This is a genomic window from Nocardiopsis sp. NPDC101807 (assembly GCF_044766605.1).
Classification (GTDB): Bacteria; Actinomycetota; Actinomycetes; order Streptosporangiales; family Streptosporangiaceae; genus Nocardiopsis; species Nocardiopsis tropica.
Map to the genome: position 1 here is coordinate 298,121 of NZ_JBIWMK010000007.1, position 26,227 is coordinate 324,347.

At 73.5% G+C, this 26,227-nt stretch carries 21 protein-coding genes and 3 tRNA genes; 14 read left to right on the forward strand and 10 right to left on the reverse strand.

Features of this window, described 5'->3' with window-relative positions:
* The first annotated feature begins 231 nt into the window (after positions 1–231).
* The 3 genes from ACIRPH_RS22665 to ACIRPH_RS22675 all read left to right on the forward strand — a co-directional run bounded on the left by ACIRPH_RS22665 (position 232) and on the right by ACIRPH_RS22675 (position 508).
* Positions 232–304 (forward strand) — tRNA-Gly (locus ACIRPH_RS22665).
* Positions 305–345: 41 nt separating this feature from the next.
* Positions 346–416 (forward strand) — tRNA-Cys (locus tag ACIRPH_RS22670).
* Between the two features lie 15 nt (positions 417–431).
* A tRNA-Val gene (locus tag ACIRPH_RS22675) sits at positions 432–508 on the forward strand.
* A 2,052-nt stretch (positions 509–2,560) separates the two neighbouring features.
* On the opposite strand, the gene ACIRPH_RS22680 is transcribed toward ACIRPH_RS22675, so the two are convergent.
* Both ACIRPH_RS22680 and ACIRPH_RS22685 read right to left on the reverse strand, forming a co-directional pair.
* Positions 2,561–2,740 (reverse strand): DUF397 domain-containing protein, encoded by a 180-nt coding sequence (locus ACIRPH_RS22680; protein ID WP_402917350.1) that lies wholly within the window; start codon positions 2,738–2,740, stop codon positions 2,561–2,563.
* Positions 2,733–3,500, reverse strand: coding sequence for a Scr1 family TA system antitoxin-like transcriptional regulator (locus tag ACIRPH_RS22685; protein ID WP_402917353.1), 768 nt, complete (start codon positions 3,498–3,500; stop codon positions 2,733–2,735). The genes ACIRPH_RS22680 and ACIRPH_RS22685 overlap by 8 nt, the downstream gene beginning before the upstream one ends.
* Positions 3,501–3,601: 101 nt before the next feature.
* Here ACIRPH_RS22685 and ACIRPH_RS22690 point away from each other — a divergent pair, with 101 nt between their 5' ends.
* The 11 genes from ACIRPH_RS22690 to ACIRPH_RS22740 all read left to right on the forward strand — a co-directional run bounded on the left by ACIRPH_RS22690 (position 3,602) and on the right by ACIRPH_RS22740 (position 15,547).
* Positions 3,602–3,964, forward strand: a complete 363-nt coding sequence (locus tag ACIRPH_RS22690; protein WP_402917356.1) for a hypothetical protein — start codon at positions 3,602–3,604, stop codon at positions 3,962–3,964.
* On the forward strand, positions 3,958–4,173 hold the full coding sequence (locus ACIRPH_RS22695) for a MerR family transcriptional regulator (protein ID WP_402917359.1): 216 nt from the start codon (positions 3,958–3,960) through the stop codon (positions 4,171–4,173). The genes ACIRPH_RS22690 and ACIRPH_RS22695 overlap by 7 nt, the downstream gene beginning before the upstream one ends.
* A 361-nt stretch (positions 4,174–4,534) precedes the next feature.
* On the forward strand, positions 4,535–5,710 hold the full coding sequence (locus ACIRPH_RS22700; RefSeq protein ID WP_402917362.1) for a sensor histidine kinase: 1,176 nt from the start codon (positions 4,535–4,537) through the stop codon (positions 5,708–5,710).
* Positions 5,707–6,384, forward strand: a complete 678-nt coding sequence (locus tag ACIRPH_RS22705; RefSeq protein ID WP_402917365.1) for a response regulator — start codon at positions 5,707–5,709, stop codon at positions 6,382–6,384. Before ACIRPH_RS22700 ends, ACIRPH_RS22705 begins: the two co-directional genes overlap by 4 nt.
* Before the next feature lie 177 nt (positions 6,385–6,561).
* Positions 6,562–7,374, forward strand: coding sequence for a lysostaphin resistance A-like protein (locus tag ACIRPH_RS22710; RefSeq protein WP_402917368.1), 813 nt, complete (start codon positions 6,562–6,564; stop codon positions 7,372–7,374).
* A gap of 500 nt (positions 7,375–7,874) precedes the next feature.
* Positions 7,875–8,402 (forward strand): lytic polysaccharide monooxygenase auxiliary activity family 9 protein, encoded by a 528-nt coding sequence (locus tag ACIRPH_RS22715; RefSeq protein WP_402917371.1) that lies wholly within the window; start codon positions 7,875–7,877, stop codon positions 8,400–8,402.
* Between the two features lie 345 nt (positions 8,403–8,747).
* Complete coding sequence (locus tag ACIRPH_RS22720; protein ID WP_402917374.1) at positions 8,748–9,191, forward strand: GNAT family N-acetyltransferase; 444 nt, start codon at positions 8,748–8,750, stop codon at positions 9,189–9,191.
* Between the two features lie 749 nt (positions 9,192–9,940).
* Positions 9,941–11,572: a pyridoxal phosphate-dependent decarboxylase family protein gene (locus ACIRPH_RS22725; RefSeq protein ID WP_402917376.1), complete on the forward strand. Its 1,632-nt coding sequence runs from the start codon at positions 9,941–9,943 to the stop codon at positions 11,570–11,572.
* The gene (locus tag ACIRPH_RS22730) at positions 11,569–13,011 is read left to right on the forward strand and encodes a lysine N(6)-hydroxylase/L-ornithine N(5)-oxygenase family protein (protein WP_402917379.1); all 1,443 of its coding nucleotides are present in this window, start codon (positions 11,569–11,571) and stop codon (positions 13,009–13,011) included. The genes ACIRPH_RS22725 and ACIRPH_RS22730 overlap by 4 nt, the downstream gene beginning before the upstream one ends.
* Positions 13,008–13,628: a GNAT family N-acetyltransferase gene (locus tag ACIRPH_RS22735; protein ID WP_402917382.1), complete on the forward strand. Its 621-nt coding sequence runs from the start codon at positions 13,008–13,010 to the stop codon at positions 13,626–13,628. Before ACIRPH_RS22730 ends, ACIRPH_RS22735 begins: the two co-directional genes overlap by 4 nt.
* Positions 13,625–15,547 carry an IucA/IucC family protein gene (locus ACIRPH_RS22740; RefSeq protein ID WP_402917385.1) on the forward strand — a complete coding sequence of 641 codons (1,923 nt, stop codon included), beginning with the start codon at positions 13,625–13,627 and terminating at the stop codon, positions 15,545–15,547. The genes ACIRPH_RS22735 and ACIRPH_RS22740 overlap by 4 nt, the downstream gene beginning before the upstream one ends.
* A gap of 205 nt (positions 15,548–15,752) precedes the next feature.
* Here ACIRPH_RS22740 and ACIRPH_RS22745 read toward each other — a convergent pair whose 3' ends face one another.
* The 8 genes from ACIRPH_RS22745 to ACIRPH_RS22780 are packed head-to-tail and all read right to left on the reverse strand — an operon-like array spanning position 15,753 to position 26,071.
* Positions 15,753–16,556 carry a class I SAM-dependent methyltransferase gene (locus ACIRPH_RS22745; RefSeq protein ID WP_402917388.1) on the reverse strand — a complete coding sequence of 268 codons (804 nt, stop codon included), beginning with the start codon at positions 16,554–16,556 and terminating at the stop codon, positions 15,753–15,755.
* A complete protein-coding gene (locus ACIRPH_RS22750) occupies positions 16,553–18,169 on the reverse strand; it encodes a class I adenylate-forming enzyme family protein (RefSeq protein WP_402917391.1) in 1,617 nt (538 codons plus the stop codon). The genes ACIRPH_RS22745 and ACIRPH_RS22750 overlap by 4 nt, the downstream gene beginning before the upstream one ends.
* Positions 18,166–19,809 (reverse strand): CoA transferase, encoded by a 1,644-nt coding sequence (locus ACIRPH_RS22755; RefSeq protein ID WP_402917394.1) that lies wholly within the window; start codon positions 19,807–19,809, stop codon positions 18,166–18,168. The genes ACIRPH_RS22750 and ACIRPH_RS22755 overlap by 4 nt, the downstream gene beginning before the upstream one ends.
* Positions 19,806–21,413, reverse strand: a complete 1,608-nt coding sequence (locus ACIRPH_RS22760; protein ID WP_402917397.1) for a class I adenylate-forming enzyme family protein — start codon at positions 21,411–21,413, stop codon at positions 19,806–19,808. Before ACIRPH_RS22760 ends, ACIRPH_RS22755 begins: the two co-directional genes overlap by 4 nt.
* Positions 21,410–22,759 (reverse strand): protoporphyrinogen/coproporphyrinogen oxidase, encoded by a 1,350-nt coding sequence (locus ACIRPH_RS22765; RefSeq protein ID WP_402917400.1) that lies wholly within the window; start codon positions 22,757–22,759, stop codon positions 21,410–21,412. The genes ACIRPH_RS22760 and ACIRPH_RS22765 overlap by 4 nt, the downstream gene beginning before the upstream one ends.
* Positions 22,756–23,727 carry a UbiA family prenyltransferase gene (locus ACIRPH_RS22770; RefSeq protein ID WP_402917403.1) on the reverse strand — a complete coding sequence of 324 codons (972 nt, stop codon included), beginning with the start codon at positions 23,725–23,727 and terminating at the stop codon, positions 22,756–22,758. The genes ACIRPH_RS22765 and ACIRPH_RS22770 overlap by 4 nt, the downstream gene beginning before the upstream one ends.
* Entirely contained in the window at positions 23,724–24,869 is a 1,146-nt protein-coding gene (locus ACIRPH_RS22775; RefSeq protein ID WP_402917406.1) for a DegT/DnrJ/EryC1/StrS family aminotransferase, read from the reverse strand. Before ACIRPH_RS22775 ends, ACIRPH_RS22770 begins: the two co-directional genes overlap by 4 nt.
* The gene (locus tag ACIRPH_RS22780) at positions 24,866–26,071 is read right to left on the reverse strand and encodes a DegT/DnrJ/EryC1/StrS family aminotransferase (RefSeq protein WP_402917409.1); all 1,206 of its coding nucleotides are present in this window, start codon (positions 26,069–26,071) and stop codon (positions 24,866–24,868) included. The genes ACIRPH_RS22775 and ACIRPH_RS22780 overlap by 4 nt, the downstream gene beginning before the upstream one ends.
* Positions 26,072–26,227: the final 156 nt, after the last annotated feature.

The window sequence follows — 26,227 nt, forward strand, 5'->3', positions numbered from 1 at the left end:
CGCCCCCATTGTCCACCCGTGCGCCCCGGGGCGGACGCCACCGCTCCGGCCGACCGCGCGAGGGGCTCCCGGCGCCGGCCCGCACGGGTCGGCGCCCGCGCCGCGGCGGGCCGGATCCGGCGGAGGACCCGGTCCTCCCTGCGTCGATTTGCCGTCTGACGACTTTCCGCTAAAGTTCTTATCAGCAGCACGGCGGGACCGCGGAGGACGCGGACACCGGCCAGGCAGCAAGCGGACGTGGCTCAGCTGGTAGAGCATCACCTTGCCAAGGTGAGGGTCGCGGGTTCGAATCCCGTCGTCCGCTCGGAGGAGACGCGAAGGCGCCCAGGCGCTTCCGTGTGACTCGGTGGAGTGGCCGAGAGGCGAGGCAGCGGCCTGCAAAGCCGTCTACACGGGTTCGAATCCCGTCTCCACCTCACACCGCTTCACGCGGGCGATTAGCTCAGTTGGTTAGAGCGCTACCTCGACACGGTAGAGGTCACAGGTTCGAGTCCTGTATCGCCCACCAGCATCACCACTTCAGGGCATGTTCCGGAGAGATCCGGCACATGCCCTTCGCTGTGTCCGACCGTCGTTCGACCGTGGCAGCGGACGCCACCAGACGGCCCCGACCGTTCCAGTCCGGCACCAGACGACACCTCAGATGTCGCTCTCCCCGACTCGTCTGAACCGCTCGTGCAACTCATAGAGTCCCGTGGTCGCGAACTGAAACCTAGCTTTCAGCTTCCGACCCTGACCCCCGGGCACTGTGGCGGGTTGGCTCACCTCCTGAACTCTCCTTGTCGCCTCCTCTTCAACAAAGACCCCTCCCACCGCGTTGAGACACACCCTCGGCTGGCACGCTAAGCTCCGATGTTGCGAAACAATCGAGGACTCAGGTAGGGTTCTTGTGCGTGTAATCACGGTCGCACTTTCCTCAAGCCTTGGATCCCGGCTTTCCAGGGCAGGACAAGGACTCTTCGCAGTTCCCGTGGCATATGGATCAACGAAGCGAGATGTACGAACTTGCCTCTAAATGCTTAGCCGGGAAGCGCGAGGGAGATACGTATGTCACGGAAATCCAGTACGCAACGCGTGGCTTCGCGATGCAGTCATGCAACGGGCTACAGGTATTCCAAATGCCTGAACTGGGCAAGAGAAGGAATTATTACAACCTTCCAACCAGTTCCAGATGCAAGCTCCGCCTCACAGAAGAGCTTTGAATCTTTCATCGTTCACATACTTGCAGAGGCATTGCGGGACAACCAGGTAGACTCAGCCATTCTAGGAATCATAAGGGTTGAACCCTGGCCAGACGGCCCCGTTCTTCATCTTCATTCAGAAATGGCCGACACCATCCTTGCCGAACTCTTGCCGAATTTCGATTCTGATTATGGCGGAGTTCGAGGCGTTCCAGGACTACGCCCTGGCCGAAATCTTTACAACGGACGCCTACCACTCGTGGACCTATGCAGTGGGTCCACTGTATTTCTGCAACACGAGGACAAGGACTGGCATCCTAAACTCCCTCATGACAAGCCAGGCACGAAGCAGCTGTGGATTGACAAACCTAAATCAATCCACAGCAGCGAGAAAAACAATCTTCGCTACTGGAGCCCTAGACAGGAAGACAGCTCAAGCACCCTGAGAAACCTGCTTCTCAGTAGGATTCTACGGCGCCCAAGGATCATTGACCGCGCAGGAGCATCTCATGGCTGGGCAAATACGTATACGCACAGCTACTTCGACTTGGTGATTGAGTCTTGCTGCGGGGACGACCCTCGTGATATCGCTTCAAATCTCATAGAAAGTGGACTAATTTCAGGGATTGAAGGGATAGAAAAAAAGGACCTCCTCCTCTCTTCAAATTCCGTCAACATGGGAATCGGGAGAGCAAACGTATGCGTTCGCCGACTGACCCCGGACCCCTGCAGAATCACGCCAGAAAGAACTAAAGAACTTTCCGAAAAGATTCGCAAGGGACACACGGACCGATGACCCCCGCTATTTTTGTCGCCGCATCTCTAGCCCTCCTCGCCACTCTCGTGAAAATAACAAGAGATACAATAATACTCTGGTCCATCCATAAACTGTCTCGGGACAGCAGCCCCGAAGAAAGGATTCAACTCTGCAAGGAGCTCATACCTACTCTTAGCCAGAACAAAAAAGTTTACAGGAATCGAGTCAAATTTTAGCCTTTATAAATCGCAGCAGGTGAACGGTGTCCAGACGGCGGCCGGCGTTCTCCATCAGAATCTGCCAACCCCTTCGGTGGAGAGGGTTTCGGGAACATCACCGGCAGGGGCCGCACCGGGTTGGCCTGGTGCGAATCATGCGCAGACCCCAGCGGATCAGAGGAGACGGCGCATTCGCCTACCGATCCGCCCAGGGAGCAACAAGCCCCGCACGATTTCTCTTCTCGTCCTCAAAGGGGAATTCACAGGCCGATTTGGCTCACTTGTGGAGGTCTCGGCTCCACAACCAGGGTGCATGCCCAGGTGGAACGGATACGGACGTGGCGCGGCCTACCACCCCAAGAGAAGGGCAGCGGGCCGAGGGTAAGCGCGAAAGAGGCAGCCGGTCAGCAGTTGTCTTCGACCGAGGAGGCCACCAGCGCCGCCCACTCAGAGGCGGAGAAGGTCACGTATCCCGCTCCGGGGTACACGCTGTCCCGCACGTCCACCGACGCCGAACGGTCGCGGACCTGGACACACTGACCGCCGTTCTGCGAGTAGCTCGACGTACGCCACTCGTTACTCATCACTGATCTCCTTCAGTCTCCGAAGGGTGTCGTCCACGGGGAGCGCGCTACCAAGGGCGTTGCGTGCGAGTTCCTGCAACCGTTGAACACCTGGGGCTTCGTTGACCACGATAGTCCCGTTCGTGTGTTCGGAGGTGGCCACCCGGGAACCGTCACGGAGCTTGTAGATCTGGAACGGCGACGTCACCCCCGCGAGGATGCTGCCCGCCGGCACCATGTGCACACGGACCCGATCGGACTCGATGAGTCCCAGCAGGTGGGCCGCCTGTTCCTTGCGGACCGCGCGGGATACACCCTGTAGTCCGGACTCGGGGAACGTCGCGAACACCCGGACGTCCTCGGACAGCGACCCCAGGTGAGCGCACCGGTCCCGGGCGAGTGCCTCGATCCTGCTCATCGGGTCCGACGGTCGCCCCTCAGCGAGGGCGTAGCGCGCGTACAACGGTGACTCCAGCAGAGCGGGTACCAACACCGGTGTGACGACTTCGATGGTGACAGCACGCTCGGACAGCTGTTTATCATCGCTCAACCACGGCGCGACCCCATCGGTCTGTGTGACCTCTTCGAGAATGCGGACCAGACCACCACGCGCGCCGAAGAACGTGTCCAACTCCGCGATGGTCGCTCGATCTGGGGTAGTTCGTCCAGTTTCCCAGTTGGACGCTGCTGAGGGAACGTAGCCGACGACCTCCGCGACCTGTGCCTGGGTGAGCCCCCGCTGTTTGCGAAGACGACGAAGTTCCCTCTGCAACTCATTCATATCTCACAGGGTCACACGGCGATATCACTCGCGGGGAGTATCCGAAGAGAAAGATCCATCTGACCTAGCAACGTCACGGGGCGCGCCCCGACTCTGAATCCATGGATGTGATCGAACAGCTACAGCAACTCCAGGACGAACTCACCGCACGCGGACTGTGCTCCCAGATCAGCGACAAACCTCACTGGTTCACCATGGACCCCATCCCCACCCTCACCTGCGGCCCCTACCTCGGCCACGCACAGGTCACCATCACCGACCACGGCCTCTACCGCTGGTTGGACGGCAAGGGCACCTACAAGACCCACCCCCGTGTCCTCGCGGGCGCGGTCGTGGGCACCCTCATCCACACCCGTGCGGGCACCGGGTCGATCCCGAAGCCGCCCGCATCGAAGTCAGCGCCGAAACGCCCGCCTCTGCCGCGCCGCAGCCGCGCCAAGCGCGACGAGAGGAGGCCATGGTGAAGGACTACCCCACCCATCCGGACCTGTACATGGACCCCGTGGACGCTGCCGAGATCCTGGGCGTAGCAACCTCTACCCTGCGGAGCTGGGCACGCACCGGACGCCTGGACGGCGTCGTGGACTGGTTCCCCGACCCCACCAACGGATGGCGCTACTACCGGGCAGGCGACGTCTACGACTTCGCCGAACAACGCGGAACAAGCACGTGAGACCTCTCCGAACCCTCGGGGAGAACGAAGCGGCCCACCACGCACACGTGCTGGGCCGCTTCTGCGAACGCATAGCCCTCTACGGTCCCCGCGTCGAACGTCTCCGGATGGAGGCCAGCGCGGACAGCGCGGTCTCGTCCGCCTCGGACAGGGTGTGCAGGTACCGGACCGTGGTCGCGATGTCGGAGTGCCCCAAGCATTCCTTCGGTTCCCGAGCACGCCCGGTGCACGCCCCTCCGTCTCCGGGGCCACGTGCCCGGGGCCCGGGTACGCGCCGCCGCGGGACCGCCCGGCGCCGGTCCTCCGCCACCGTGCGACGCGTTCCGTCCGACCCCGCCACGGCGCGGGATAGTCTGCTCGGGTGTTCGAGACAACGGCGTGGAGGGAGCGCGTGCTCCGCCCCGTGCTCAGGGTGGGAGCCGCCGACGCCCTGCTCCCCGCGGCCCTCGTGGCCCTGTCCTTCGTCCCCGGGATCGCCCACCAGGGGGTCGACCTGGCGGAGCTGCCGGACGACCGGCCCCTGGACGCCCTGGGTCTGGCCCTCGTCGCCGCCCAGACCGCGCCCCTCGTCCTCCGGCGCCGGTTCCCCGTCACCTGCCTGGCCGTGGTCGCCGCCGCGTTCACCGCCTTCCAACTGCTGCGCTACCCCACCGCCTTCGCCTCCCTCGCGCTGATCGTGGCCTTGTACACCGTCGGCACGCGCCCGCCGCGCCGCCCCGCGCCGGTGGCCGCGGGGGCGGTCGCCGCTTACGCGCTCGTCTGCCACTCCCTGTACCTCGCGGGCTCGCGCGCCACCGTGGCCGACTACCTCGCCTTCGGACTCGTCCTGGCCGCGTGCTGCGCCCTGGGCGGGTGGGTGCGCGCCCGGGCCCTGGAGGCCGAGGAGCGCCGCCGCCGCGCGGAGGCGGACGCCGCCGCCGCCGAACGGGCCCGCATCGCCCGCGACCTGCACGACGTCGTCACCCACCACGTCACCTCGATGGTGGTCCAGGCCGACACGGCGGGCTACCTGCTCGGAGGGTCCGACCGGGTGGGCGCCACCCTGACCGGCATCGGGGAGACGGGGCGGCGCGCCCTGGACGACCTCCGGCAGCTGCTCGGCGTCCTGGACGCGCGCGAGGAGCCGGCCGGCCCGTCGCTCTCCGGACTCGCCGGCCTCGTCGAGCGCTCCCGCAGGGCGGGGCAGAGCGTGGACCTGGTCGAGGACGGCGAGCCCCGGCCGATGCGGCCCCAGGCGGAGGAAGCCCTGTACCGCGTCGTCCAGGAGTCCGTCACGAACGCGCTCAAGCATGCGCCCGGCAGGCACGTCGTCGTCCGCATCGACCACGGGGACGGGGCGGTCGGCGCCCGGATCACCACCGGGGGCGGCGCGCCCCCGGCCGAGGGGGCCGGCCCGCCCCCGCCCCGTCCCGGCGGCGGTCGCGGCCTGACGGGCCTGCGGGAGAGGGTCGGGGCCGTCGGCGGGGAGCTGCGTGCGGGTCCCTCCGACGACGGGGGCTTCACGGTGCACGCCAGCGTCCCCAGGGGGCGGACGTGAACGGTTCTCCCCTCCGCGTCGTGGTCTGCGAGGACGACGAAACGGTGCGCGCCGGGTACTCCGCGGTGCTCGACGCCCAGCCGGACATGGCCGTGGTGGGGCAGGCAGGCGACGGCGCCGAGGCGGTGCGCCTCATCCGCGACCTGCGGCCCGACGTCGCGGTGGTGGACATCCACATGCCCCGTCTGAGCGGCATCGAGGTGACCGCCCGGCTGGCGGAGCCGCCGAACCCCCACCCCGTGCGGGTCCTGGTGGTGACCACCTTCAACCTGGACGAATACGTCTACGAGGCGCTGCGCGCGGGCGCGAGCGGGTTCCTGCTGAAGGACGCCCCGGTGCACGAGCTGATCGCGGGCGTGCGCACGGTCGCCCGCGGAGAGGCCCTGCTCGCGCCGGCGGTGACCCGGCGGCTCATCGGCGAGTACGCCCTGCGGATCCGCCCCGCCGCCCCCGCCCCTCCCGCGGTGCGCCCCGAGCCGCTGACCGGGCGCGAGCACGAGGTGCTGCTCCTCATGGCGGAGGGGCTGTCCAACGGGGAGATCGCCGGGCGGATGACGATCGCGCACGAGACCGTCAAGACCCACGTGTCGCGGATCCTCGCCAAACTCGGGGTGCGCGACCGGGTCCAGGCCGTCGTGTACGCCTACCGCTCGGGGCTGGTGCGGCAGGGCTGAGGGCCGGGTCCCCCTTCCGAGCTACCCAAGCGCGCTCGCGCGGGCGATGTGGCCGGCGGCGCCCCCTCCCTAGCCTGGGAACCGGTCGGAGCGCCCCCCGCGCCCCGCGTTCCAGGAAGTGGTCCCGACATGTCCCACGACGCCGCACCCGCGTCCGCCCCCCGCAGGCTCCGACGGATGGCCCCGCGTCTGGCGCTCCTCCTGCTCCTGTTCGGCGCCCTGGCCGCGCTCCTCCCGGGCGTGACGGGCGCGGTGGGCACATCGGTGTGGGCCCTGCCCGTCGGCGTCGCGGCGGCGGCCCTGGGCCTGTGGGCCTACCGGCTCGCGATCCGCCGGATCGAGGGGAGGGAGCCGCTGGAGCTCTCCCGCGAGGGGGCGGCCCGCGGCCTCGGGTGGGGGACGGCGGCCGGGCTCGGCGTGTTCACCGCGACCATCGCGGTCATCGCCGTCCTCGGGGGCTACCGGATCACCGGCTGGGGGTCGTTCGAGGCGTTCCTCGCCGTGTGCGGACTGATGTGCGCGGTCGCGGTCGCGGAGGAGCTGCTGTTCCGCGGGGTGCTCTTCCGCGTCGTGGAGGAGGCCGCCGGGACCTGGGGCGCGCTCGCCGTCAGCTCCGTGCTCTTCGGCGGGCTGCACCTGGTGAACCCGAACGCGACCCTGTGGGGCGCGCTGGCCATCGCCCTGGAGGCCGGCCTCATGCTCGGCGCCGCCTACGCAGCCACGCGCTCCCTGTGGCTGCCGATCGGTCTGCACCTCGGCTGGAACACGGCGCAGGCCGGGGTCTTCGGCACCGCCGTCTCCGGCAGCGAGGACGCGTTCGCCGGGCTGTTCGCCGGGGAGACGAGCGGGCCCACCGCGATCGGCGGGGGCGCGTTCGGCCCCGAGGGCAGTGTCTTCGCGGTGCTGCTCTGCGGCGCGGTCACGGTGTACCTGCTGCGCGTGGCCCACCGCAGGGGCCACATCGTGCCCCGGCCCGCGCGCCGGGCCTGAGCACGGCTCCGCCCGACGACCGCGGGGCTCCCTCGCGCGGCCTCGGGGCCGCGCCCGGGACCGCTGCGCGCGGCGGCCGGACGGGGCCGTTTCCGCCGTGTCCGGGGCAGCGCCCGCCGAACGCCGGCGCCGTGGCGGGGAGCCGCCCGCGCCCCCGGTCCGAGAGCGCCGCGACGCCCCCGCCTGCGGCCCCTGCTCCCCGGGTAAGGAGAATGTAGCCCCCGCCGTGGTCCGGTGGTCGTGGTGGGAGTGGTCCACTCCCGCCCTGACCGGACCAGCGCCGCCGGGGGCCGACCCCCTCGCTGTTCACCGCGAGCGCGCCGGGGGCCGACCGACCGGGCCGGGTCCCCGCCGCCCCCGGGTGGTACCCCGCCCGGTACGGGGAGGGCCCGGCGCCGCGACCACCTCGGCCCTTGACCGTGGGTCACGATCCGCCTACCTTCGCCTCACCCCCCGACCCGGGTCCTCCGATCCCTGGTCATCGAGGAAAGGCCCCGCGCATGAAGCCCCGCTCGTCCCCCCGCCGACTCCGCGCCGCGACCGCCGTGGCGGCCGCCACCGCCCTCTTCTTCACCCTCATGCCCGCCGGCGTCGCGTCCGCCCACGGCTACGTCTCCAACCCCATGAGCCGCCAGGCCCAGTGCGCCGCGGGCACCGTGCAGTGCGGCTCCATCCGCTGGGAGCCGCAGAGCGTCGAAGGCCCCAAGGGCCTGATGCGCTGCGACGGCGGCGTCGGACGGTTCTCCGAGCTCAACGACGACAGCCGCGGCTGGCGGGTCACCGACGTGGGCCGCTCCCAGACCTTCACCTGGACCCTGACGGTGTCGCACGCCACCAGCACCTGGGAGTACTTCATCGGGAACCAGAGGATCGCCGTGTTCAACGACAACGGGGCCCGCCCCGGAGCGACGGTGACCCACAACGTGGACCTGTCCGGGTACAACGGGCGGCACAAGCTCCTGGCCCGCTGGAACATCGCCGACACCGGCAACGCCTTCTACGCCTGCACCGACATCAACATCCGCTGATCCGCAGGGGCCCGTCCGGCGACGGGCCCCGACCGGCGTGACGCGCCGCCGCGCGGGCCGGCCGCGCTCCTCGACCGCAGGCTCCGGAGCCTCCCCCGCCCCTCGCCGGGGCGGCACCGCGCCCCGGCACGGTGAGCGTCCCCGGTCGGGACGCCGGCGTCCGGCATAATCTGCGGGGGCGGGACCACCTGCGGTGTCCCCGCGGCGAGGGGCTCTCCCGCCCCGGCCGCGAAGCCCCGGGCGCCCCGCGACCGCGTGGGGCGCGCGCCGTGCCCGACAGCGGAGGGTGGAAGGCCAGTGGAGCGGCAGGAGGGCGCGCCGGCGCCGGACCCCGGGGGATCCGGGGTGAGCATCGGACCCATGGCGGTGGAGCACCTCCCCGCGGTCCTCGATCTGGGGCACAGGGTGTACGAGACGGGCGTCCTGCCGTACACCTCCTGGTCGCTCACGGCGGCCGCGGGCCATCTGGACAGCCCCCTCTCCTCCTGCCGGGTGGCGCTGAGCGGCACGCGGGTCGTCGGGTTCGTCCTCGGTTCGATGGGCTTCGAGCACCGCGACGACTGGGGCTACATGGAGTGGATCGCCGTGGACCCCGACCTGCGGGGCCACGGGATCGCCGGACGACTGGTCCGTGCGTGCTGCGCGGGGCTGGAGGCCCTCGGGGCGTCCCGGATCCTCACCGACGTGGAGACGGGCAACACGGCGTCCCTCGCCCTCATGCGCGGGAGCGGTTTCTCGGAGAACACCACCGTCATGTACCTCGAACGGCGGGTCGGGCCGGAGCGGTAGCGCCGCGGGCGCCTCCCCGCGCCGGCCGGGGCCGGACTCCGGTCCCGGGCCGGCGGCGCGGCCGAAGAACCCGCCCGCCCCGGCCGCCCCGCGTGCGAGGGAGCGCCCTCCCCCGGTCGTGCGGGGACACGCCCCCGGCCTCCCCGCGCGCGAGGGACCGCCCGGCGCCCCGGACGCCTCCCCGCGGGGACGGATCCCCGCCGACGGGGGAACCGGGCGAACGCCGGTCCGGCGGGGCCCGGCCGTCACCCGGCGTGCACGCCGCGGGCCCCTCCCCGGGTCCCGGCCGGCCGGAGGCCCCGCGGTGTGGAGGCCCCCTCCGGGACCGGGGGCACGGGAGGCCTCTCCCCGGGAGCGCCTCCCCGGTGCCCGGGCCCCGGCCGGAGCCGGGCGGCCTTCCCGCCCAGCGGCCGGATCCGCCCCGGCGGCGCTTCCCGCGGAATCCTGTGCCGGGGCCGCCGCCCCGGGGCCGGTGCTGCCCGTCACCTGTGATCATCGCGCGTCAGAGAAACGAACTGATCGCTACAAAAGCTGACGAACGCACCCTAAACACCACTTCGATTGATAACTCTCCGTAGTTAAACCATCCCGGCATGTAGGGATGGTCACAGTGCGAGCCCCTTTTGGTTAGGTTAGGCTCCCCTTGCTTGGATTTCACATCCCTGCACCGCATCGACGCAGCTCATCCCCTCATGCCCACATCCGGCCAACGGATGCCTTCGGCATGCCCGCCTTCAGGAGGACGACCCATGAACTTCCTCGCGAGGTCCGTCCAGGACCCGCCGACCGGAAGACGCGGCTCCACGGACGCCGGGGCCGACGGCGCCCCCGACACCCCGCCCGGCCAGGGGACCGACCACCGGGCGCACCTCTTCGACGCCCACAGCGCCGAGCGCTACCGGGTCCTCGCCGGCTCCGCCGTGGACCGGGTCGCCGCCCGGATCGCCCGGGTGGACCGGCCGTTCACGGGGGCCACCGCCGAGGACCTCCGCCCCGGTATGGACAAGGTCGACCTGGACCGCCCGCTCGACGACCCGGCCGCCGCCCTGGACGAGCTCGAGCACCTCTACCTCGACGACGCCGTCTACTTCCACCACCCCCGCTACATGGGCCACCTGAACTGCCCCGTGGTCCTGCCCGCCCTGCTCGGCGAGACCGTCCTGTCCGCCGTGAACTCCTCCCTCGACACCTGGGACCAGAGCGCCGGCGGGACCCTCATCGAGCAGCGGCTGATCGACTGGACCGCCGGGCGCATCGGCTTCGGCGAGGACGCCGACGGGATCTTCACCAGCGGCGGCAGCCAGTCCAACCTCCAGGCCCTGCTCATGGCCCGCGACGAGGCCCACGAGCGCCACGGGGGCCGCCTCTCCGAGCTCCTGCCGCGGATGCGGGTGCTGACGTCCGAGGTCGGGCACTTCAGCATCGCCAAGTCGGCCGCGCTCCTCGGCCTGGGCTACGAGTCGGTGATCACCGTGGCCTGCGACGACCGGCGCCGCATGCGCCCGGACGCCCTGGCGGCCGAACTGCGCCGCTGCCTCCAGGAGGACCTGATCCCCGTCGCCGTGGTCGCCACGGCCGGGACCACCGACTTCGGCAGCATCGACCCCCTCCCCCGGATCGCCGACCTGTGCTCCCGCCACGGGCTGTGGCTGCACGTCGACGCGGCCTACGGCTGCGGGCTGCTGGTCTCGCGCCACCGGCACCTGCTGAGCGGCGTCGAGCGCGCCGACTCGGTGACCGTGGACTTCCACAAGTCCTTCTTCCAGCCGGTCAGCTCCAGCGCCGTGGTGGTGCGCGAGGGGAGGTCCCTGCGCCACGTCACCTACCACGCCGACTACCTCAACTCCCGCTCCGACGGCAGCACCCCGGTCCTGGCCCCCAACCAGGTGGACAAGAGCCTCCAGACCACGCGCCGCTTCGACGCGCTCAAGCTCTGGCTGACCCTGCGCACGATGGGCGCCGAGGGCGTGGGCGCGCTCTTCGACAGCGTGCTGGACCTGGCCGCCGCCGGGTGGTCGCTGCTCGACGCCGACCCCCGGTTCACCGTGGTCACACGGCCCACGCTCAGCACCCTGGTGTTCCGGTGCGTCCTGCCCGGGGTCGACGAGGAGACCGCCGACGGCGCCAACCGGTACGCGCGGGAGGCCCTGCTGGCCTCGGGCCGCGCCGTCGCCGCCCGCACCACGGTCGACGGCCGCCCGTACCTGAAGCTCACCCTGCTCAACCCCCGCAGCACGCCGGAGGACGTCGCCGAGGTCCTGGACCTGCTCGCGGGACACGCCCAGCACTACGCCGCCGAGCACGGCGCGGCCGCCGGGACCGGCGGCGCGCCGGCCGGCGCCCCGCACGACCCCGCGCACACCTCCGGGAGGACCCGTTGACAGACGACCACGGCACCGGCGCCGCCGACCGGATCCACGACTTCGCCGCGGTCGGCCTCGGCCCCTTCAACCTGGGCCTGGCCTGCCTGAGCGCGCCCATCGCCGAGCTGGACGGCCTCTTCCTCGACCAGAAGCCGGAGTTCGACTGGCACAGCGGCATGCTGCTGGAGGACGCCGAACTGCAGACCCCGTTCATGTCGGACCTGGTCACCCTGGCCGACCCCACCTCGCCGTACTCCTTCCTCAACTACCTGAAGGAGTCCGGGCGGCTGTACCCGTTCTACATCCGCGAGCGCTTCTACCCCCTCCGCGCGGAGTACAACGACTACTGCCGCTGGGCGTCCCGCAAGCTGGGCGACGCGGTCCGCTTCGGCCAACGGGTCGACTCCGTCGAGTACGACCCGGACCGGTCCCTCTACCTGCTGCACAGCACCGACACCGCGACCGGGGCGCGCGGCCTGCACCGCGCGCGCCGCCTGGTGCTCGGCACGGGGACCCCGCCCTACGTGCCCGAGTCCTGCCGGGGCCTGGACGGGGACGCCGTGCACAGCTCGGACTACCTGTACGCCAGGGAGGACCTCCGGTCCAAGCGGAGCATCACGGTGGTCGGCAGCGGCCAGAGCGCGGCCGAGATCTTCCACGACCTGCTCCAGGGCGTGGACGGCCACGGCTACCGGCTCAACTGGGTCACACGCTCGCCGCGCTTCTTCCCGCTGGAGTACACCAAGCTCACCCTGGAGATGACCTCCCCGGAGTACGCCGACCACTTCCACTCCCTCCCGGCCGCCACCCGGGACCGCCTGGTGAGCTCCCAGAAGAACCTGTACAAGGGCATCGACACCGAGGTGATCAACGCGATCTACGACCTGCTCTACGTCAAGAGCAGGCTCGGCCCGCCCCCCGTGCGCCTGCTGACCGGCACCGAGGTCACCGGGGCGGCCCGGACGGCGGAGCGGGACGGCTACCGCCTGGAACTGCGCAACACCGACCAGGGACGCGACTTCACCCTGGACACGCAGGGACTGGTCCTGGCCACGGGCTACCAGTACCGGCGGCCGGACTTCCTGGCGCCGGTCTCCGACCGGCTGGCCTGGGACGCGGCCGGGCGCTTCCGGGTGCGCCGCGACTACCGGGTGGACGCGGACGCCCACGGACCCGGCGCCGGGGAGGACGCGGAGGGGCCGGGCGCGCAGGCCCCGCCCGGGGCGGTGTTCGTGCAGAACGCCGAGCTGCACACCCACGGGTTCGTCTCCCCCGACCTGGGGATGGGCGCCTACCGCAACTCCTACATCCTCCGCGCGATGCTGGGCCGCGAGCCCTACGCCGTGGAGCGCTCGATCGCCTTCCAGGAGTTCGGCGCGCCCGCGCCGCAGGACCCCGGGGACCGCGTCCGTGTCCCCGCAGGACCGGACGCGGAGCCGGAGGTGGTCGACCGGTGAGCCGCCCCACGCCTGCCGCCCGTTTCCCGACCGGGCTGACCAGGGACGACCCCGGGCTGGGCCGGTTCGGTGTCCGCCCCGTGGACCCGGACGCCGACGTACCGCTCCTGCACGGGTGGCTGACCGAGCCCCGGGCCCGCTTCTGGCTGATGACCGAGGCCGACGAGGAGGACGTGGCCCGCCAGTTCCGGGCCGTGCACGCCTCCGACCACGAACAGGCCTACATCGGCGCGTGGGAGGGCCGCCCCGTCTTCCTCGCGGAGCTCTACTCGCCCGCGCACAGCGAGCTGGCCGACCACTACGAGGTGCTGCCGGGCGACATCGGCATGCACTTCCTGGTGGCGCCCGCCGACACCCCGGTCCACGGGTTCACCCGCGCCGTCATCACGACGGTCATGGAACTGGCCTTCGCGGCCCCGGGGGCCGAGCGCGTCGTCGTCGAGCCGGACGTGCGCAACCGTCCCGTCCACGCGCTCAACGAGGCGGTGGGCTTCCGGGTCGAGTCCACCGTCTCCCTCCGGGAGAGCGGCAAGGACGCCTACCTGAGCACCTGTACCCGCGAGCGGTTCCGCTCCGCCACGGCGGCGGCCGCGCCCATGAGAGGAGTCGACCGATGACCGTCAGCCACACCCGTGAGGCCCTCGCCGCGGAGCCCGCCCCGGGCACTCGCGCACCGGACCCCGCGGGCGCCGCCCGGCGCCGACCGGCGCCCCGGCCGGCCGGGACCCCGACCGATCCCCGCGAGGGCGTCGCCCACCTGTCCCCGGACCTGTGGGAGCGGGCCAACCGGCTGCTCGTCCGCAAGGCCCTGGCCGAGTTCTCCCACGAACGGCTGCTCACCCCCGAACACGGCGCCGACGGCGCGTACACCGTCCGCTGCGACAGCGGGGCCGAGTACCGGTTCACGGCGCGCGTCATGGCCCTGGACCACTGGCGAATCGACGCCGACAGCATCGTCCGCCGCGCCCCCGGCGGCGACGGCCCCCCGGCGGCGGACCCGCTGGACGCGCTGGAGCTCGTGCTGGACCTGCGCGACACCCTCGGGCTGCGGGAGGAGGTCCTGCCGGTCTACCTGGAGGAGATCACCAGCACCCTGGCGAGCAGCGCCTTCCGCATGGCGGGCGCGCAGCCGGACGCCGCAGAGCTGGCGCGCTCCGGTTTCCAGGCGATCGAGGCGGGGATGACCGAGGGCCACCCGTGCTTCGTCGCCAACAACGGGCGCCTGGGCTTCGGGTCCGACGAGTACCTGGCCTACGCCCCCGAGGCCGCGGCCCCGGTGCGCCTGGTGTGGGTGGCCGCGCGGCGCTCGCGCACCACCTTCTCCCACTCCGCCGACACCGACCCCGGCTCCTTCCTGCGCTCGGAGCTCGGCGACCGCGTCCTGGCCGCCTTCCACGCCGAGCTGGCCGGCCTGGGCCTGGACCCGGGCGACTACCACCTGGTGCCGGTCCACCCGTGGCAGTGGTGGAACCGGCTCTCGGTGACCTTCGCCGCCGACCTGGCCCGCCGCGACCTGGTGTGCCTGGGACACGGGCCGGACGAGTACCTGGCCCAGCAGTCCATCCGCACCTTCTTCAACGCCTCCGAGCCGGAGAGGCACTACGTCAAGACGGCCCTGTCCGTGCTGAACATGGGGTTCCTCCGCGGGCTGTCGGCGGAGTACATGGAGGCCACCCCGGCGATCAACGACTGGCTGGCCGACCTGGTCGGGAAGGACCCGGTGCTGCGCGCGACCGGGGTCGAGGTGCTGCGGGAGCGCGCCGCGGTGGGCTACCGGACCTCGCACTACGCGCGGGCCGCCGCCAAGGGCTCGCCGTACCTGAAGATGATCGCCGGGCTGTGGCGCGAGAGCCCGGTGCCGAGGCTCGGCCGGGGGGAGCGGCTCGCGACGATGGCGTCGCTGCTGCACACCGACGCGGACGGCGGTTCCCTCGCCTGTGCGCTCATCGCCGAGTCGGGCCTGGCCCCGGCCGTGTGGCTGCGCCGCTACCTGGACGCCTACCTGGTCCCGCTGCTGCACGCGTTCTACGGGTACGACCTGGTGTTCATGCCCCACGGCGAGAACGTGATCCTCGTCCTGCGCGACGGGGTCCCCCAGCGGGTGCTGATGAAGGACATCGCCGAGGAGATCGTGGTGATGGACGCGGACGCGGAGCTGCCCGAGGCGGTGGAGCGCATCCGCGCCGAGGTCCCCGAGGACAAGCGGCTGCTGTCGCTCTTCACCGACGTCTTCGACTGCTTCCTGCGGTTCCTCAACGGCATCCTCGCCGACGAGGGCGCCCTGGCGGAGGAGGACTTCTGGCGGACGGTGGCGGAGTGCGTCGCCGACTACCAGGCGTCGGTCCCGCACCTGTCCGAGCGCTTCGAGCGCTACGACGTGTTCGCGGACCGTTTCGCGCTCTCCTGCCTCAACCGGCTCCAGCTGCGCGACAACCGCCAGATGGTGCACCTGGACGACCCCGCCGGGGCCCTCCAGCTGGTCGGCACGCTGGAGAACCCGATCGCCGCCCACCGCCCGGGGAGGGGGCCCCGGTAGGCGCGTCCGGCGGGCCCCCGTCGCGCGGCGGGGCGGGGGTCCGCCCCGCCGCGCCCGCAGGGGTCCCCGGGGCGCGTGGGGGCACCGTTCCCCCCGGCCGCCGTCGCCGCCATCGGCGGGGACCCCCGGGCGCGGCCGGGCGCCCCGGGGCCGCCGACGCCCGGCCCGGGGCGGCGGCCGCCGCCGGCCGCCGCCCCGGCACGGGTCACGCGGGGCGGCGGCCCCGCACGGAGTAGACCACGCAGGAGCAGGCCCGGAACGACGGGTCGTCCAGCAGGTTCCGCACCCGTGCCAGCCGCTCGTCCGTCATCCCCTCGCGCACGAACGCGTCGCGCAGGTGCAGGGTGTGGTGGCGGATCAGGCGGACCCCCGGGGAACCGGCGTCCCACAGCTCCACGTGCGGCCGGGGGTCGACGCCGACCAGTCCGGCGCCGCGCATCGCCTCGGCGGCGTTCCTTCCCCAGGCCGGGTCGGCCCCGGCCCGGGTCATCAGCCGGATCTTCGCCTCCAGGAACTCCTCGTACAGCTCCCGGGCCCCGGCGTCGGGCATGAGCAGCGACGGCCCGTAGGTGATGTCGAACTCGTCCAGCTGCAGCACCCCGCCCGGCTTGAGCGCGCGCACGAGGCGGTGCAGGACCTCGATCCGCTCGGGCAGGTGCAGGAGCACCAGCCGCGAGTGGACGAGGTCGAAGGCCGCCTCCGGCAGGGGGTCCCGGGTGATGTCGTGCTTCCACACCTCCAGCCCCTCGGCCGGGGCGATGTGGTCGGGTTTGATGTCGGTGGCGACCACCCCGCCGCCGGGCGCGACGCGCCCCGCCAGCCAGCGGGCGACGCCGCCTCCCCCCGCGCCCACCTCCAGGCAGCGCCACCCGGGCCCGACCCCGGTCTCCGCCAGTCTCGCGGTGGTCAGCGGGTCGTAGGCGGCGGCCAGGAACCGGTGCTGGTCACCGGCGTTCTCGTTGTGGTTGTCGAAGACGTAGCCGGGTCCGGCGGTGGCTGTGTCCGTCATCGTGGGCCTCCTGGAAGTACGGTCGGTCGGTCGCGGACCGCGTCGGCCGCGATCCGGGCGAGGGTGGACGTGCACACCTTCCCGGTCGGGCCGAGCGGCAGCGCGGGGAGGAACAGCACGTGCTCGGGCAGGGCGCGGACGTCCACGCCGTGCCCGTCGCGCAGGTGGGCGAGCAGTTCGCCGCCCGTGGGCGGGTCCACCCCCGGCAGGGGGCAGACGCAGGCGCACATGCGCTCGCCCAGGTCGGGGTCGGGCACGGGGACGCACTGCACCTCGCCCAGGGCGGGGTGGGCGGCCAGGGCGCGCTCCACCTCGGCGGGGAAGAGGGTGACGCCGCCCCGGATCACCGTGCGGCGCAGGCGGTCCACGACCCACAGCGTCCCGTCTCCGTCCAGGCGTCCCGCGTCACCGGTGCGGACCCAGCCGCCGGGGTCGCGCCGCTCGGCGTCGAGCCCGGGGTCCGCGACGTGGCACAGGGGCGTCATCGGCCCCCGTGCCCGGATCTCACCGACCTCCCCCGGCGGCAGCGGCCGCCCCAGGGGGTCGCACACCCGGATCGCGGCGACGGCGGGGTCGGGGCGTCCGGCCATGCCCGGCTCCCACGCGCCGGGGTCGTGCGCGGTGTGGCAGTTGACCCCGTCGGTGGAGCCGTAGACGTTCACGACCGGTCGGCCGAAGCGGCGCTCGCACAGGTCGCGCACCTCCCGGTGCAGGGGGGCGCCGCTGGCCACGAGCGCCCGCAGCGACCCGGTGTCGGCCTCCTCCCCGACCAGCGCGGTGCGCCTGAGCATGGTGGGCACGCCGATCAGGTGGGTGGGGCGGTCCCGTTCGACCGAGCGCAGCACGGCCGCGGGGTCGAACCGCCCCGGCACGACGAGGGTGGCCCCGAGCCGGACCAGGGACACGATGCCCAGCGAGCCGAAGGAGGAGGCCAGCGGTACCGGGATGAGGGCTCGGACGGGTCCGGCCCCCAGCACGGCCCGCGCGTAGTTGCCCCTGCCCCCGGCCATGGCGTTGTGCGAGTAGGCGACCATGGTCGGCTCGCCCTCGGATCCCGAGGAGACGAGGATGCGCGCGGGCGATTCGGCGTCGGGGCGCGCCGGCCCGGGCGCGCGCGCCCCCGCGAGGGGGCCGCCGGGGTCCAGCGTCCCGGCTTCCGCGCACCAGACCGGCGTGTCCGGCGCGTCGTCCGCACGGGCGGGGTCGGTGACCAGGAGCGCGGCGCGGGAGCGTGCCAGCAGGGAGAGGACGTCGGTGCGGGAGCGCCCGTACGGGACCGGCAGGGCGACCGCCCCGAGGGCGGCGACGGCGAGTTCGACCGCGATCGCGTCCCTGCCGTCGGGAAGCAGGACCGCGACGACGTCGCGCTCGCCGCACCCCCGGGCGGCCAGGGCCGCGGCGGCCCGGCCGGCCCTGGCCGCCAGCCCGGCGCGGTCCAGGCTTCCGCGGCCGTCCACGACCGCCTCGCGCGCGGGGTCCTCCCGCACCCGGTCGAGGAACAGGGAGTACAGGTCCCGGCCGGGGCACAGGCCCTCCGCGACCCACCGGGCGCGCTCCCGCGCGGGGACGAGGTCCGCCAGGACCAGCCCCGCCCCGGAGGTCCAGGCCGTCACCGGACCTCCCCGTCCAGGGGGGTGAACGTCCACGGGGCGCGCGGGAGGGAGGCCCCGCCGACCGTCGTGAAGGCCTCCGGGAAGGCGTCGGCCGCCGCGGCCGGGTCGGCGGCCCGGGGAGCACCGGGGCGGGGCAGGTGGGCGGTGCCGCGCCCGGCCCGCCGGAGCAGGCGCGCGGCGTCGACCAGCCCCGTCCGCGCCACCGCACCGGTTCCGGTGCGGGCGCGCAGCAGCAGGCCGGCCAGGGCCGCCTCGGCCGCGATGAGGCCGCCGAGCACATCGGTGAGGGTGACCAGGGAGGGGGCGGCGGGCGCTCCGCCGACGGACACCAGGTCCGCGATCCCGCCGTCGGCCTGGACCAGGAAGTCGGTGGCCGGGATCCCCGGTCCGGGCTCCTCGTCGGCCCACCCGTCGGCGTGTACGTGGACCAGCCCCGGGGCGCGGGCGGAGAGGTCGTCCGCCCCCAGCCCGAACCGCTCGGCCCGGCCCGGGGGCCAGTTGTAGAGCAGGACGTGGCCGGAGGCCGCCAGGTCGGCGGCCGCGCGGCGGCCCCCGGGGGTCTTGAGGTCCAGACGGACCGCGTCCTTGCCCCGGTTGAGGGCGGCGAAGCGGGCGGAGAGGTCCCCTGCCAGGGGCGGGACACCGCGCATGGGGTCGCCGCCCGGCGGCTCGACGCGCACGGTGTCGGCGCCGAGGAGGGTCAGCAGCAGGCCCGCCAGGGGCCCCTGGACCCGGTTGGTGGCCTCGACCACCCGGAGCCCTGCCAGCGGCCCCGTCCCGGAGGCCGGCCACGGCGGCAGGTCCGGACCGGGCTCCCCGTCGGCGCCGCGGAGCCGCCACGGCGACGCGGGGCCCTCTCCGGCGACCTCGGACAGGGGGCGCAGCGGGACCACCCCCACCCCGCACTCCCGGCCGGTGTCGCGGACGGCGGCGAGCGGCAGCGCCGCCAGGGTCGCGAACAGCGCGGCGGGCAGCGGGCACACGGCGGTGGCGAACCTGCGCTGGAAGGGCGCCCATCCGGTGGCGACCGCCCGCGCGGGCGCGCCCAGGGCCTCCCAGAACCGGAGCCACGCCTCGGGGTCGAGGGTCTCGATCTCGAACCGGACGCCGTCGGCGGAGCGGAAGGGCGGCGGTTCGCCCTCCGCCGGGGCGGGCGGCGCCCCCCGCGCGGCGGTGGCGTCGGCGACGTACGGGGCGACCGCGAGGAGCGCCGCACCGGCCACGGAGACCGACGCCCGCAGCGCCGGCCCCCCGCGCAGCGCGCAGAGCACCGCCGCCGCCACCGCCTGCGCCGCGAGCACACCGGCGCACACCGACGCGTGGTCGACGGGCAGGAAGCGCGGGCCTCCCCTGGCGAGGCCGTGCAGGTGCGCCAGGCCGCACGCGGCCTGGACGTCGCGCTCGTCGGCCAGCCGCCCCGGGGACGCCGACCACACCAGGTCGCACCCGGCGCGGCCGCCCCCCGGACCGGTGAGCAGGTCGATCCGGCCTGCGGGGGCGTCCGCCGCGGCGGGTCCCCGCTCGACCTCGCACCCCAGCGCACGCAGGCGGGACGCCGCGACGCGCACCGGCACCGAGTCTCCCGCGGCCAGGACCGCGGTCCCCGCCAGCGGAGGGGCGGCGATCGTCGTCGCGGTCACGTCCACCTGCCCTTTCCGGGGGAGTCGGGGCCCAGGCCGAGGCTCTCCCGCAGCGCTCCCCGGCGGACCTTGCCGGTGCCGGTGCGCGGCAGGCCCGCCCAGGTGAGGACGACCGGTTCGGCCATCGTCGGCAGGTCGACGACGGCCTCCTTCCAGACCCCCGGGGCGAGGGTGCCGTCCTCCGTGGCCACGACCGGCACGGGCGGGCCGTCGGCGACCCCCAGCACGACGCAGTCCAGCGCCTGGGGAAGCCGTTCGTCGACGACGTCCTCGATCTCCAGGCAGCCGCCGTCGGACAGGGAGTCCACCTCACGGTCCACCAGGCGGACCGCGCCGGTGCGGTCGACGGAACCGATGTCCCCGGTGCTCCACCACTGGCCGACGAGCTTGGAGCGCCAGCGCCCCTCCTCCCCGACGTAGCCGAGGCACAGCGCGTCGGTGCGGCAGAACAGCAGGCCGGGCTCGCCCGCCGGGAGGGGGCGCAGGGTCCTCGTGTCGACGGCGCGCAGCCGGGTCCGCCCGGGGACGGGCCGTCCCAGGTTGCGGGTGGTGGGGTCGACCCACTGCCTGCGGGCCAGCGACCGGCGGGTGAGGAACCGGAAGGTCAGCGGACCCGTCTCGCTCTGGCCCCACCCCTGCATCCACACCGGCGCACGCCGGCGGCTGGCGTTGAGGAAGGTGCGGACGGTGGAGGGGTGCACGGCGTCGAAGGTGCTGACGAACAGCCGCACGCGCCCGAACTCGTCCCCCTTCCCGTCGACGTGCCGCTGCCAGCGCACCAGGGTGGAGGGCTGGGCCTCCAGGGTGGTGGGCCGGTGGCGGCGCAGCGCGGGGCCGGCCTCGTCCCAGTCGGGCGAGGTGATCACCGAGACCGCGGCCGGGAACATCCACAGCACCCCGGCCGTCCAGGCCAGGGCCCGGCCGTGGGCGTAGGAGAACGAGGAGGCGACCGTGTCGTCGCGCCGGCTGCCCAGCACCGGCCACCGGTGCGACTCGAAGCCCGCCAGCCTGCGCAGGATGGTGCGCGTGGAGTGCACGGCCAGTTTCGGGACGCCGGTGGTCCCGGAGGTGTGCATGACGGCGAGCGGCGCGTCCAGGTGCGGGCGGCGCGGCGGCGGCGCGGAGCCTCCCCGCACGTCGTCCGTGCACAGGGCCCGCTCGGCACGGCCCCCCACCACCAGGGTGCGCGCGGCGTGGGCGGAGGGGTCGTGCCCCGCCCCGCGGGCGGCCTCCAGCAGGGCGGTGTCGGTGACCAGGAGCGCCGGTTCCAGCCTGCGGAGGAGGAGTCCCAGGGTCTCGGGGGCCAGGTGTGCCGACAGCGACGCGGGGACGGCGCCCAGGCGTGCGGCGGCACAGGCCAGGAGCACGTAGTCCCAGTGGTTGCGCTTGGCGATGGCGACGCGGTCGCCCGGCCGCACCCCCGCCTCGGCGAACCAGCCGGAGACCCGGCGCACCAGGTCGGCGGCGGCCGGCACGTCGAGTTCGGAGCCCGCCTCGGGGGCGATGTCCAGGGGCCTGCTCAACCGCACGGCGGTGGTGGAGCCGCGCGCCGCCAGGTCGTCGAAGAGGGTGCCCAGGTGGAGGGGTTTGCTCAGGAGTGTCATGGCGCCTCGGTCGGGATCGTTTCGCGGGAGGTGGTGAGCAGGGCCGACGTGCGTTCGGCGGCCGTGAAGGCCGAGGCCACCGCACCCTCGCTGCACGGGCGCAGGGCGGTCCAGTCGCCGGCGTAGTCGACGCGGGCCAGGGGCCGGCCGGCGAAGGCGGGGCGGGCGGCCAGCGCCCGCGGTTCGGGCAGGGGCAGGCCGTGCCGGAAACGGTGCACGATCGTTTTCCTCACGCGCTCCCCCACGCCGGGCATGAGGCGCTCGGCGCGTGCGGTGAGGCGCGCGCCCGCCTCGTCGTCGGGGGCGTCGACGAGGTCGCGTGCCGCCTCCGGGGAGGCGACCAGGGACACCAGGCCGCGTCCCCTGGGCGCCCGGCCGGGGTGCTTGGCGTGGTCCGCGGTGACCACGGCGAGCACGGGGTCGTCGGGCACCAGGACGGCGAAACCGCGGCGCGCCCCGCGCGGGGCCGTCGGGGCGTCCAGCAGCAGGGACACCCGGAGCATGGGCGCGTACCCGCAGGCCTCCAGGTACTCCCGTTCGGCCGGGGGCGCTCCGGGGTGGAGGCGCAGGGCGACGGGGGCGGGCACGGCCAGGACGGCCGCGCGCGCGGTCACCGCCCCCCGCGGGGAGTCCAGGCGCACCCCGCCGGGGACGTGCGCGACACCGGTCACCGGGTGGCCGGTGCGCACGTCCAGCCCGGCCGCCAGCGCCCGGGGGAGCGTGTCCATCCCGTCCCGGTAGGTGCGCCAGGTGGCGGTGCTGCCGGAGGCGGCCAGGTGGGCGGCGAAGGGCGCGGCGGCGGCCCGTTCCGGGGGCCAGCCGAAGAACCCCGCGGCGAGCGGGCCCAGGAGGCGGTCGCGCACCTGCGGGTGGTACCCCCGCAGGAGGTCGGCGACGGTCTCCTCCTCCAGCGCGGCCCTCTCGGGGCGGTCGGGGTCCAGCCCGGCGCGGTCCAGGCGCCGCAACAGGCGCGCGAGGTCGAGACGGGCCCTCCCGGACAGCCCCATCCCGGTGAGCAGGCCCAGGGGCCGTCCGGCGTGGGGGCGGGCGCGCCCGTTCCACCAGACCGCGAGGGCGTCGCGCACCAGGGGGACCGCCTCCGGGTCGGAGTCCAGGCCGGTGGCGCGCACGAGCCGCCAGGTGGCCGGGTAGGCGTCGGCCGAGGGGATCATCTCGGCGCCGGTGTCGACGAGGTAGCCGTCGGAGCGCAGTGTGCGCGTCCTGCCCCCCACCGCGTCGGCGGCCTCCAGGACCCGCACCGTGTGTCCGGCGGCGGCCAGCAGGTGCGCGGTGGCGAGCCCGGCGGGCCCCGCGCCCACCACCGCCGCGTCGAGCGGCGCGCTCACAGGGCGCCCGGCAGGAACGGGGCGAGCAGGTTGGCCCCGATGAGGAGCACGACCGTGGCCCGGTGCGTGTGGATGGCCGTGCGGCGCGCCCTCAGGATGTCGCCGAGGACGAAGCCGGTGTAGAGCTGGAAGACCCGCAGGGCGATGACGGGCAGCAGGGCGACGGGGAACCACCAGGGGGCGATCCCGAGCAGGTGGGACCCGGTGACCAGCAGGGTCTCCGTCGCGGTGAGCGCGACGATGAAGGCGGTGTTGGCGCGCGGGGACACCCTCGCGGCGACGGTGATGCGGCCCGCGGCCCGGTCGCCCGCGGCGTCGTTGGTGTTGGAGTACAGGCCGAAGATCATCGGTCCGCCGCCGAACACCAGCGCCTGGACGATCACGAAGCCGTCGACGTGCCCGACGAGCAGGCCGTAGGGGACCAGGACCCAGCCCACCCCCAGGCCGCAGAGGAAGACCTCCTGGAAGCCCCGGTAGCTGAGCTTGAGCCCCCAGGAGTACTGGACCGACGCGACCAGGCACAGGGCCGCCCCGACGACGGCCCACAGCGGCCGGTGCGGGGCCAGGGCGATCACCAGGGCCCACAGGGCGACGCTCGCGGCGGTCGCCGCCCGCCCGAAGCGGAGCGCCTGGGGTTCGGTGAGGGTCCCGTGGACCAGCGGTTTGCGGGCGAGCCGGCGCCGCGCGGCGTCGGAGCCGTAGTTGGCGGCGTCCGAGCCGTCGCGGTAGCCGGTCACGTCGTCGAAGGAGACCATGGCGGCCACCACCGCCACCTCGGCCACCAGGACGAGCAGGAGGAACCCGACGGTGTCGGCGCGCGCCCCCAGCAGGGGCAGCGTCATGGCGAACACCAGCGGCAGGCCGATGTAGTAGTCGACGATGTCGAGTTTGGCGAGCCTGGCGTAGGCGGCGGGGGTGGGCCGCGGCGGGGCGGGCGGCGCGGCGGTCGCGGTCGTGCGGTCGGTCATCGGTTCCTCCCGTGGGCGAACGCGCGCACGGCGGTGACCACGTGCTCGACGCGTTCGTCGGTCAGGTGCGGGTACAGGGGCAGGGAGATGTTGCGGCGCGCCGCGTCCCGTGCCCGGGGCCACTGCCCGCCGGGGCGGGCGTGGGGGGCGAAGGCGGGCTGCTCGGGCAGGGCGCGGGGGTAGTAGACGTGGGTGTCGATCCCTTCGGCGGCCAGGTGGTCCCGCAGCCCGTCGCGGTCCTCGCACAGGAGCGTGTAGACGTAGGGGAAGCGTCCGTCCCCTCCCGCGGGGGGCGCCACGACCCCGTCCCCGCGCAGGTCGGCCAGGTGCTCGGAGTAGTACGAGCAGATGGCGTTCCGGCGGGCCACGCGCTCCTCCAGCCCCGCCAGGCGGTGCAGCTGGAAGGCGGCCATCACCTCGTCGAACCGGCTGTTGTGGCCGATGCGGTGGTGCAGGAACCGGTGGCGGCCGTCCTGGCCGTGGTTGCGCAGCATCCGCACCCGGTCGGCGAGTCCGGCGTCGGCGGACAGGACCACGCCGCCCTCGCCGGGCATGCCGAAGACCTTGACCTGGACGAAGGAGTACACCCCGGCGTCGCCCCACAGGCCGGCGGGGCGGCCACGGAGCGTGCCGCCCTGGGCCAGGGCCGCGTCCTCGACGAGCCGCACCCCCGCCCGGGAGGCCAGGTCGCGCAGGCGGGGCATGTCGGCCATGACGGAGAACATGTGGGCGGGCATGAGGGCCCGGGTCCTGGCGGTTAGGAGCTGTTCGGCGCAGGCGGGGTCCATGGTCAGGGTCACGGGGTCGACGTCGGCGAAGACCGGGGTCGCGCCGCACGACAGGACGGTGCTCGCCAGGGGGGCGCAGCCGAAGGCCGGGACGACCACCTCGTCGCCGGGTCCGATGTCCATGGCGGCCAGGACGAGGGTCAGCGCCGAGGTCCCGCTGGAGCAGGCCACGACGTCGCCGGCGCCCAGGGAGTCGCGCAGGGCGTCCTCGAACCGGGCGGTGCGGCGCCCGAGGATGAACTTCTGCTCGGGGTCCGTGCCGACCTCGTACAGGGCCGCGAGGAGGGCCTCGCGCTCGGAGTCGAAGAGGTCGGGGGCGAAGAACGGGACGGTCCGCCCGGTGGCCGCGGTCATCGGGTCCCCCCGGTGAGGAAGCGCTCGATCTCGTCGCAGACCCGGTCGACCCGCTCCTCGGACAGGTCGGCGTACAGCGGCAGCGCCACGGCCGACCGGCACACCTCCTCGGCGCGGGGCAGGTCGCCCGGCCGGTGGCCCAGGTGGGCGAAGCACGGCTGCAGGTGCAGCGGGCGGGGGTAGTAGACCTCGGTGCCGACGCCGGCGGCGTCCAGGTGGGCGACGAGGCCGTCCCGGTCGTCCACCTCGACGAGGTGGACGTACACCGCGCGCTCCTCGCCGGGCCGGGCCGCGGCGTCGCCGGGCACGGTCCGTACCCCGGGAAGGCCGCGCAACCGCTCGTCGTAGCGGCGCGACAGCTCGGCGCGGCGCCGGATGTCGGCGTCCAGGCGGGTGAGCTTGGCCAGCAGGACGGCGGCCTGGAGGTCGTCCATCTTGCTGTTGCCGCCGACGACGACCGTCGGGTTGGAGATGCCGGGGAACGCGGCCAGGGTCCGCCCGGACCGGCCGTGGTGGCGCAGCATCCGCGCGGTTTCGGCGACGGCGTCGTCGTCGGTGAGCAGGGCCCCGGCGTCGCCGACGGCCCCCAGGGTCTTGGCGGGGAAGAAGGAGAGGACGCCGCCGGCGCCGAGCAGTCCCGCGTGCTTGCCGTGGAGGCGCATGCCGACGGCCTCCGCGCTGTCCTCCACCACGGTCAGCCCGTGGGCGCGGGAGATCCGGCCGATGCCCTCCATGTCGGCGAGCCGGTCGAAGAGGTGGACCGGCATGACCATGCGGGTGCGCGGGGTGACGGCGTCCGCGACCGCGTCGGGGGAGAGCCCGTACCCGTGCGCCTCGATGTCGGCGAAGACGGGGACGCCGCCGGCGTGCACGACGGCGGTGGCGGTGGCGACGAACGTGTAGGCGGGGACGATCACCTCGTCGCCGGGGCGCAGCCCCGCGGCGCGCAGGAGAATGACGAGCGCGTCGGTCCCCGAATTGACGCCGACGACGTGCCGGGCACCGGTATAGCGCTCCATTTCACGCTCGAATTCAGCCACCATGGAGCCGTGCGAGAACTTACCGTCGTCCATGACGCGGACACAGTTCTCCTCGATCTCCGGCCACAGTCTTCGAAAGGTGTCCGACTGGTCGAAGAAGGGAATGCGCGAACGACCCCCGCCGCGTTCGCCCGCGGCGGGGGAGGAGAGTGCCTGCTTCATTTCTTCCGTTCTGCGAGTGGGGGGCCGGAGCCCGGCCGCGCCGGGGCGCGGCCGGGCCGGGAGGGGGCCGGGCCCCCCGGGGGGGCACACCCCCCCGCGGGGGGAGTCGTTCTTGCCGAGGGGGGTGTCGCGCCCCCCGGCGACCCCCACCGTGAC

Coding starts and splice junctions, on each gene's coding strand:
- ACIRPH_RS22725 (WP_402917376.1), top strand. CDS start 9,941: ATGAACTTCCTCGCGAGGTCCGTCCAGGACCCGCCGACCGGAAGACGC.
- ACIRPH_RS22695 (WP_402917359.1), top strand. CDS start 3,958: ATGGTGAAGGACTACCCCACCCATCCGGACCTGTACATGGACCCCGTG.
- ACIRPH_RS22710 (WP_402917368.1), top strand. CDS start 6,562: ATGGCCCCGCGTCTGGCGCTCCTCCTGCTCCTGTTCGGCGCCCTGGCC.
- ACIRPH_RS22745 (WP_402917388.1), bottom strand. CDS start 16,556: ATGACGGACACAGCCACCGCCGGACCCGGCTACGTCTTCGACAACCAC.
- ACIRPH_RS22740 (WP_402917385.1), top strand. CDS start 13,625: ATGACCGTCAGCCACACCCGTGAGGCCCTCGCCGCGGAGCCCGCCCCG.
- ACIRPH_RS22680 (WP_402917350.1), bottom strand. CDS start 2,740: ATGAGTAACGAGTGGCGTACGTCGAGCTACTCGCAGAACGGCGGTCAG.
- ACIRPH_RS22690 (WP_402917356.1), top strand. CDS start 3,602: ATGGATGTGATCGAACAGCTACAGCAACTCCAGGACGAACTCACCGCA.
- ACIRPH_RS22715 (WP_402917371.1), top strand. CDS start 7,875: ATGAAGCCCCGCTCGTCCCCCCGCCGACTCCGCGCCGCGACCGCCGTG.
- ACIRPH_RS22780 (WP_402917409.1), bottom strand. CDS start 26,071: ATGAAGCAGGCACTCTCCTCCCCCGCCGCGGGCGAACGCGGCGGGGGT.
- ACIRPH_RS22685 (WP_402917353.1), bottom strand. CDS start 3,500: ATGAATGAGTTGCAGAGGGAACTTCGTCGTCTTCGCAAACAGCGGGGG.
- ACIRPH_RS22775 (WP_402917406.1), bottom strand. CDS start 24,869: ATGACCGCGGCCACCGGGCGGACCGTCCCGTTCTTCGCCCCCGACCTC.
- ACIRPH_RS22760 (WP_402917397.1), bottom strand. CDS start 21,413: ATGACACTCCTGAGCAAACCCCTCCACCTGGGCACCCTCTTCGACGAC.
- ACIRPH_RS22770 (WP_402917403.1), bottom strand. CDS start 23,727: ATGACCGACCGCACGACCGCGACCGCCGCGCCGCCCGCCCCGCCGCGG.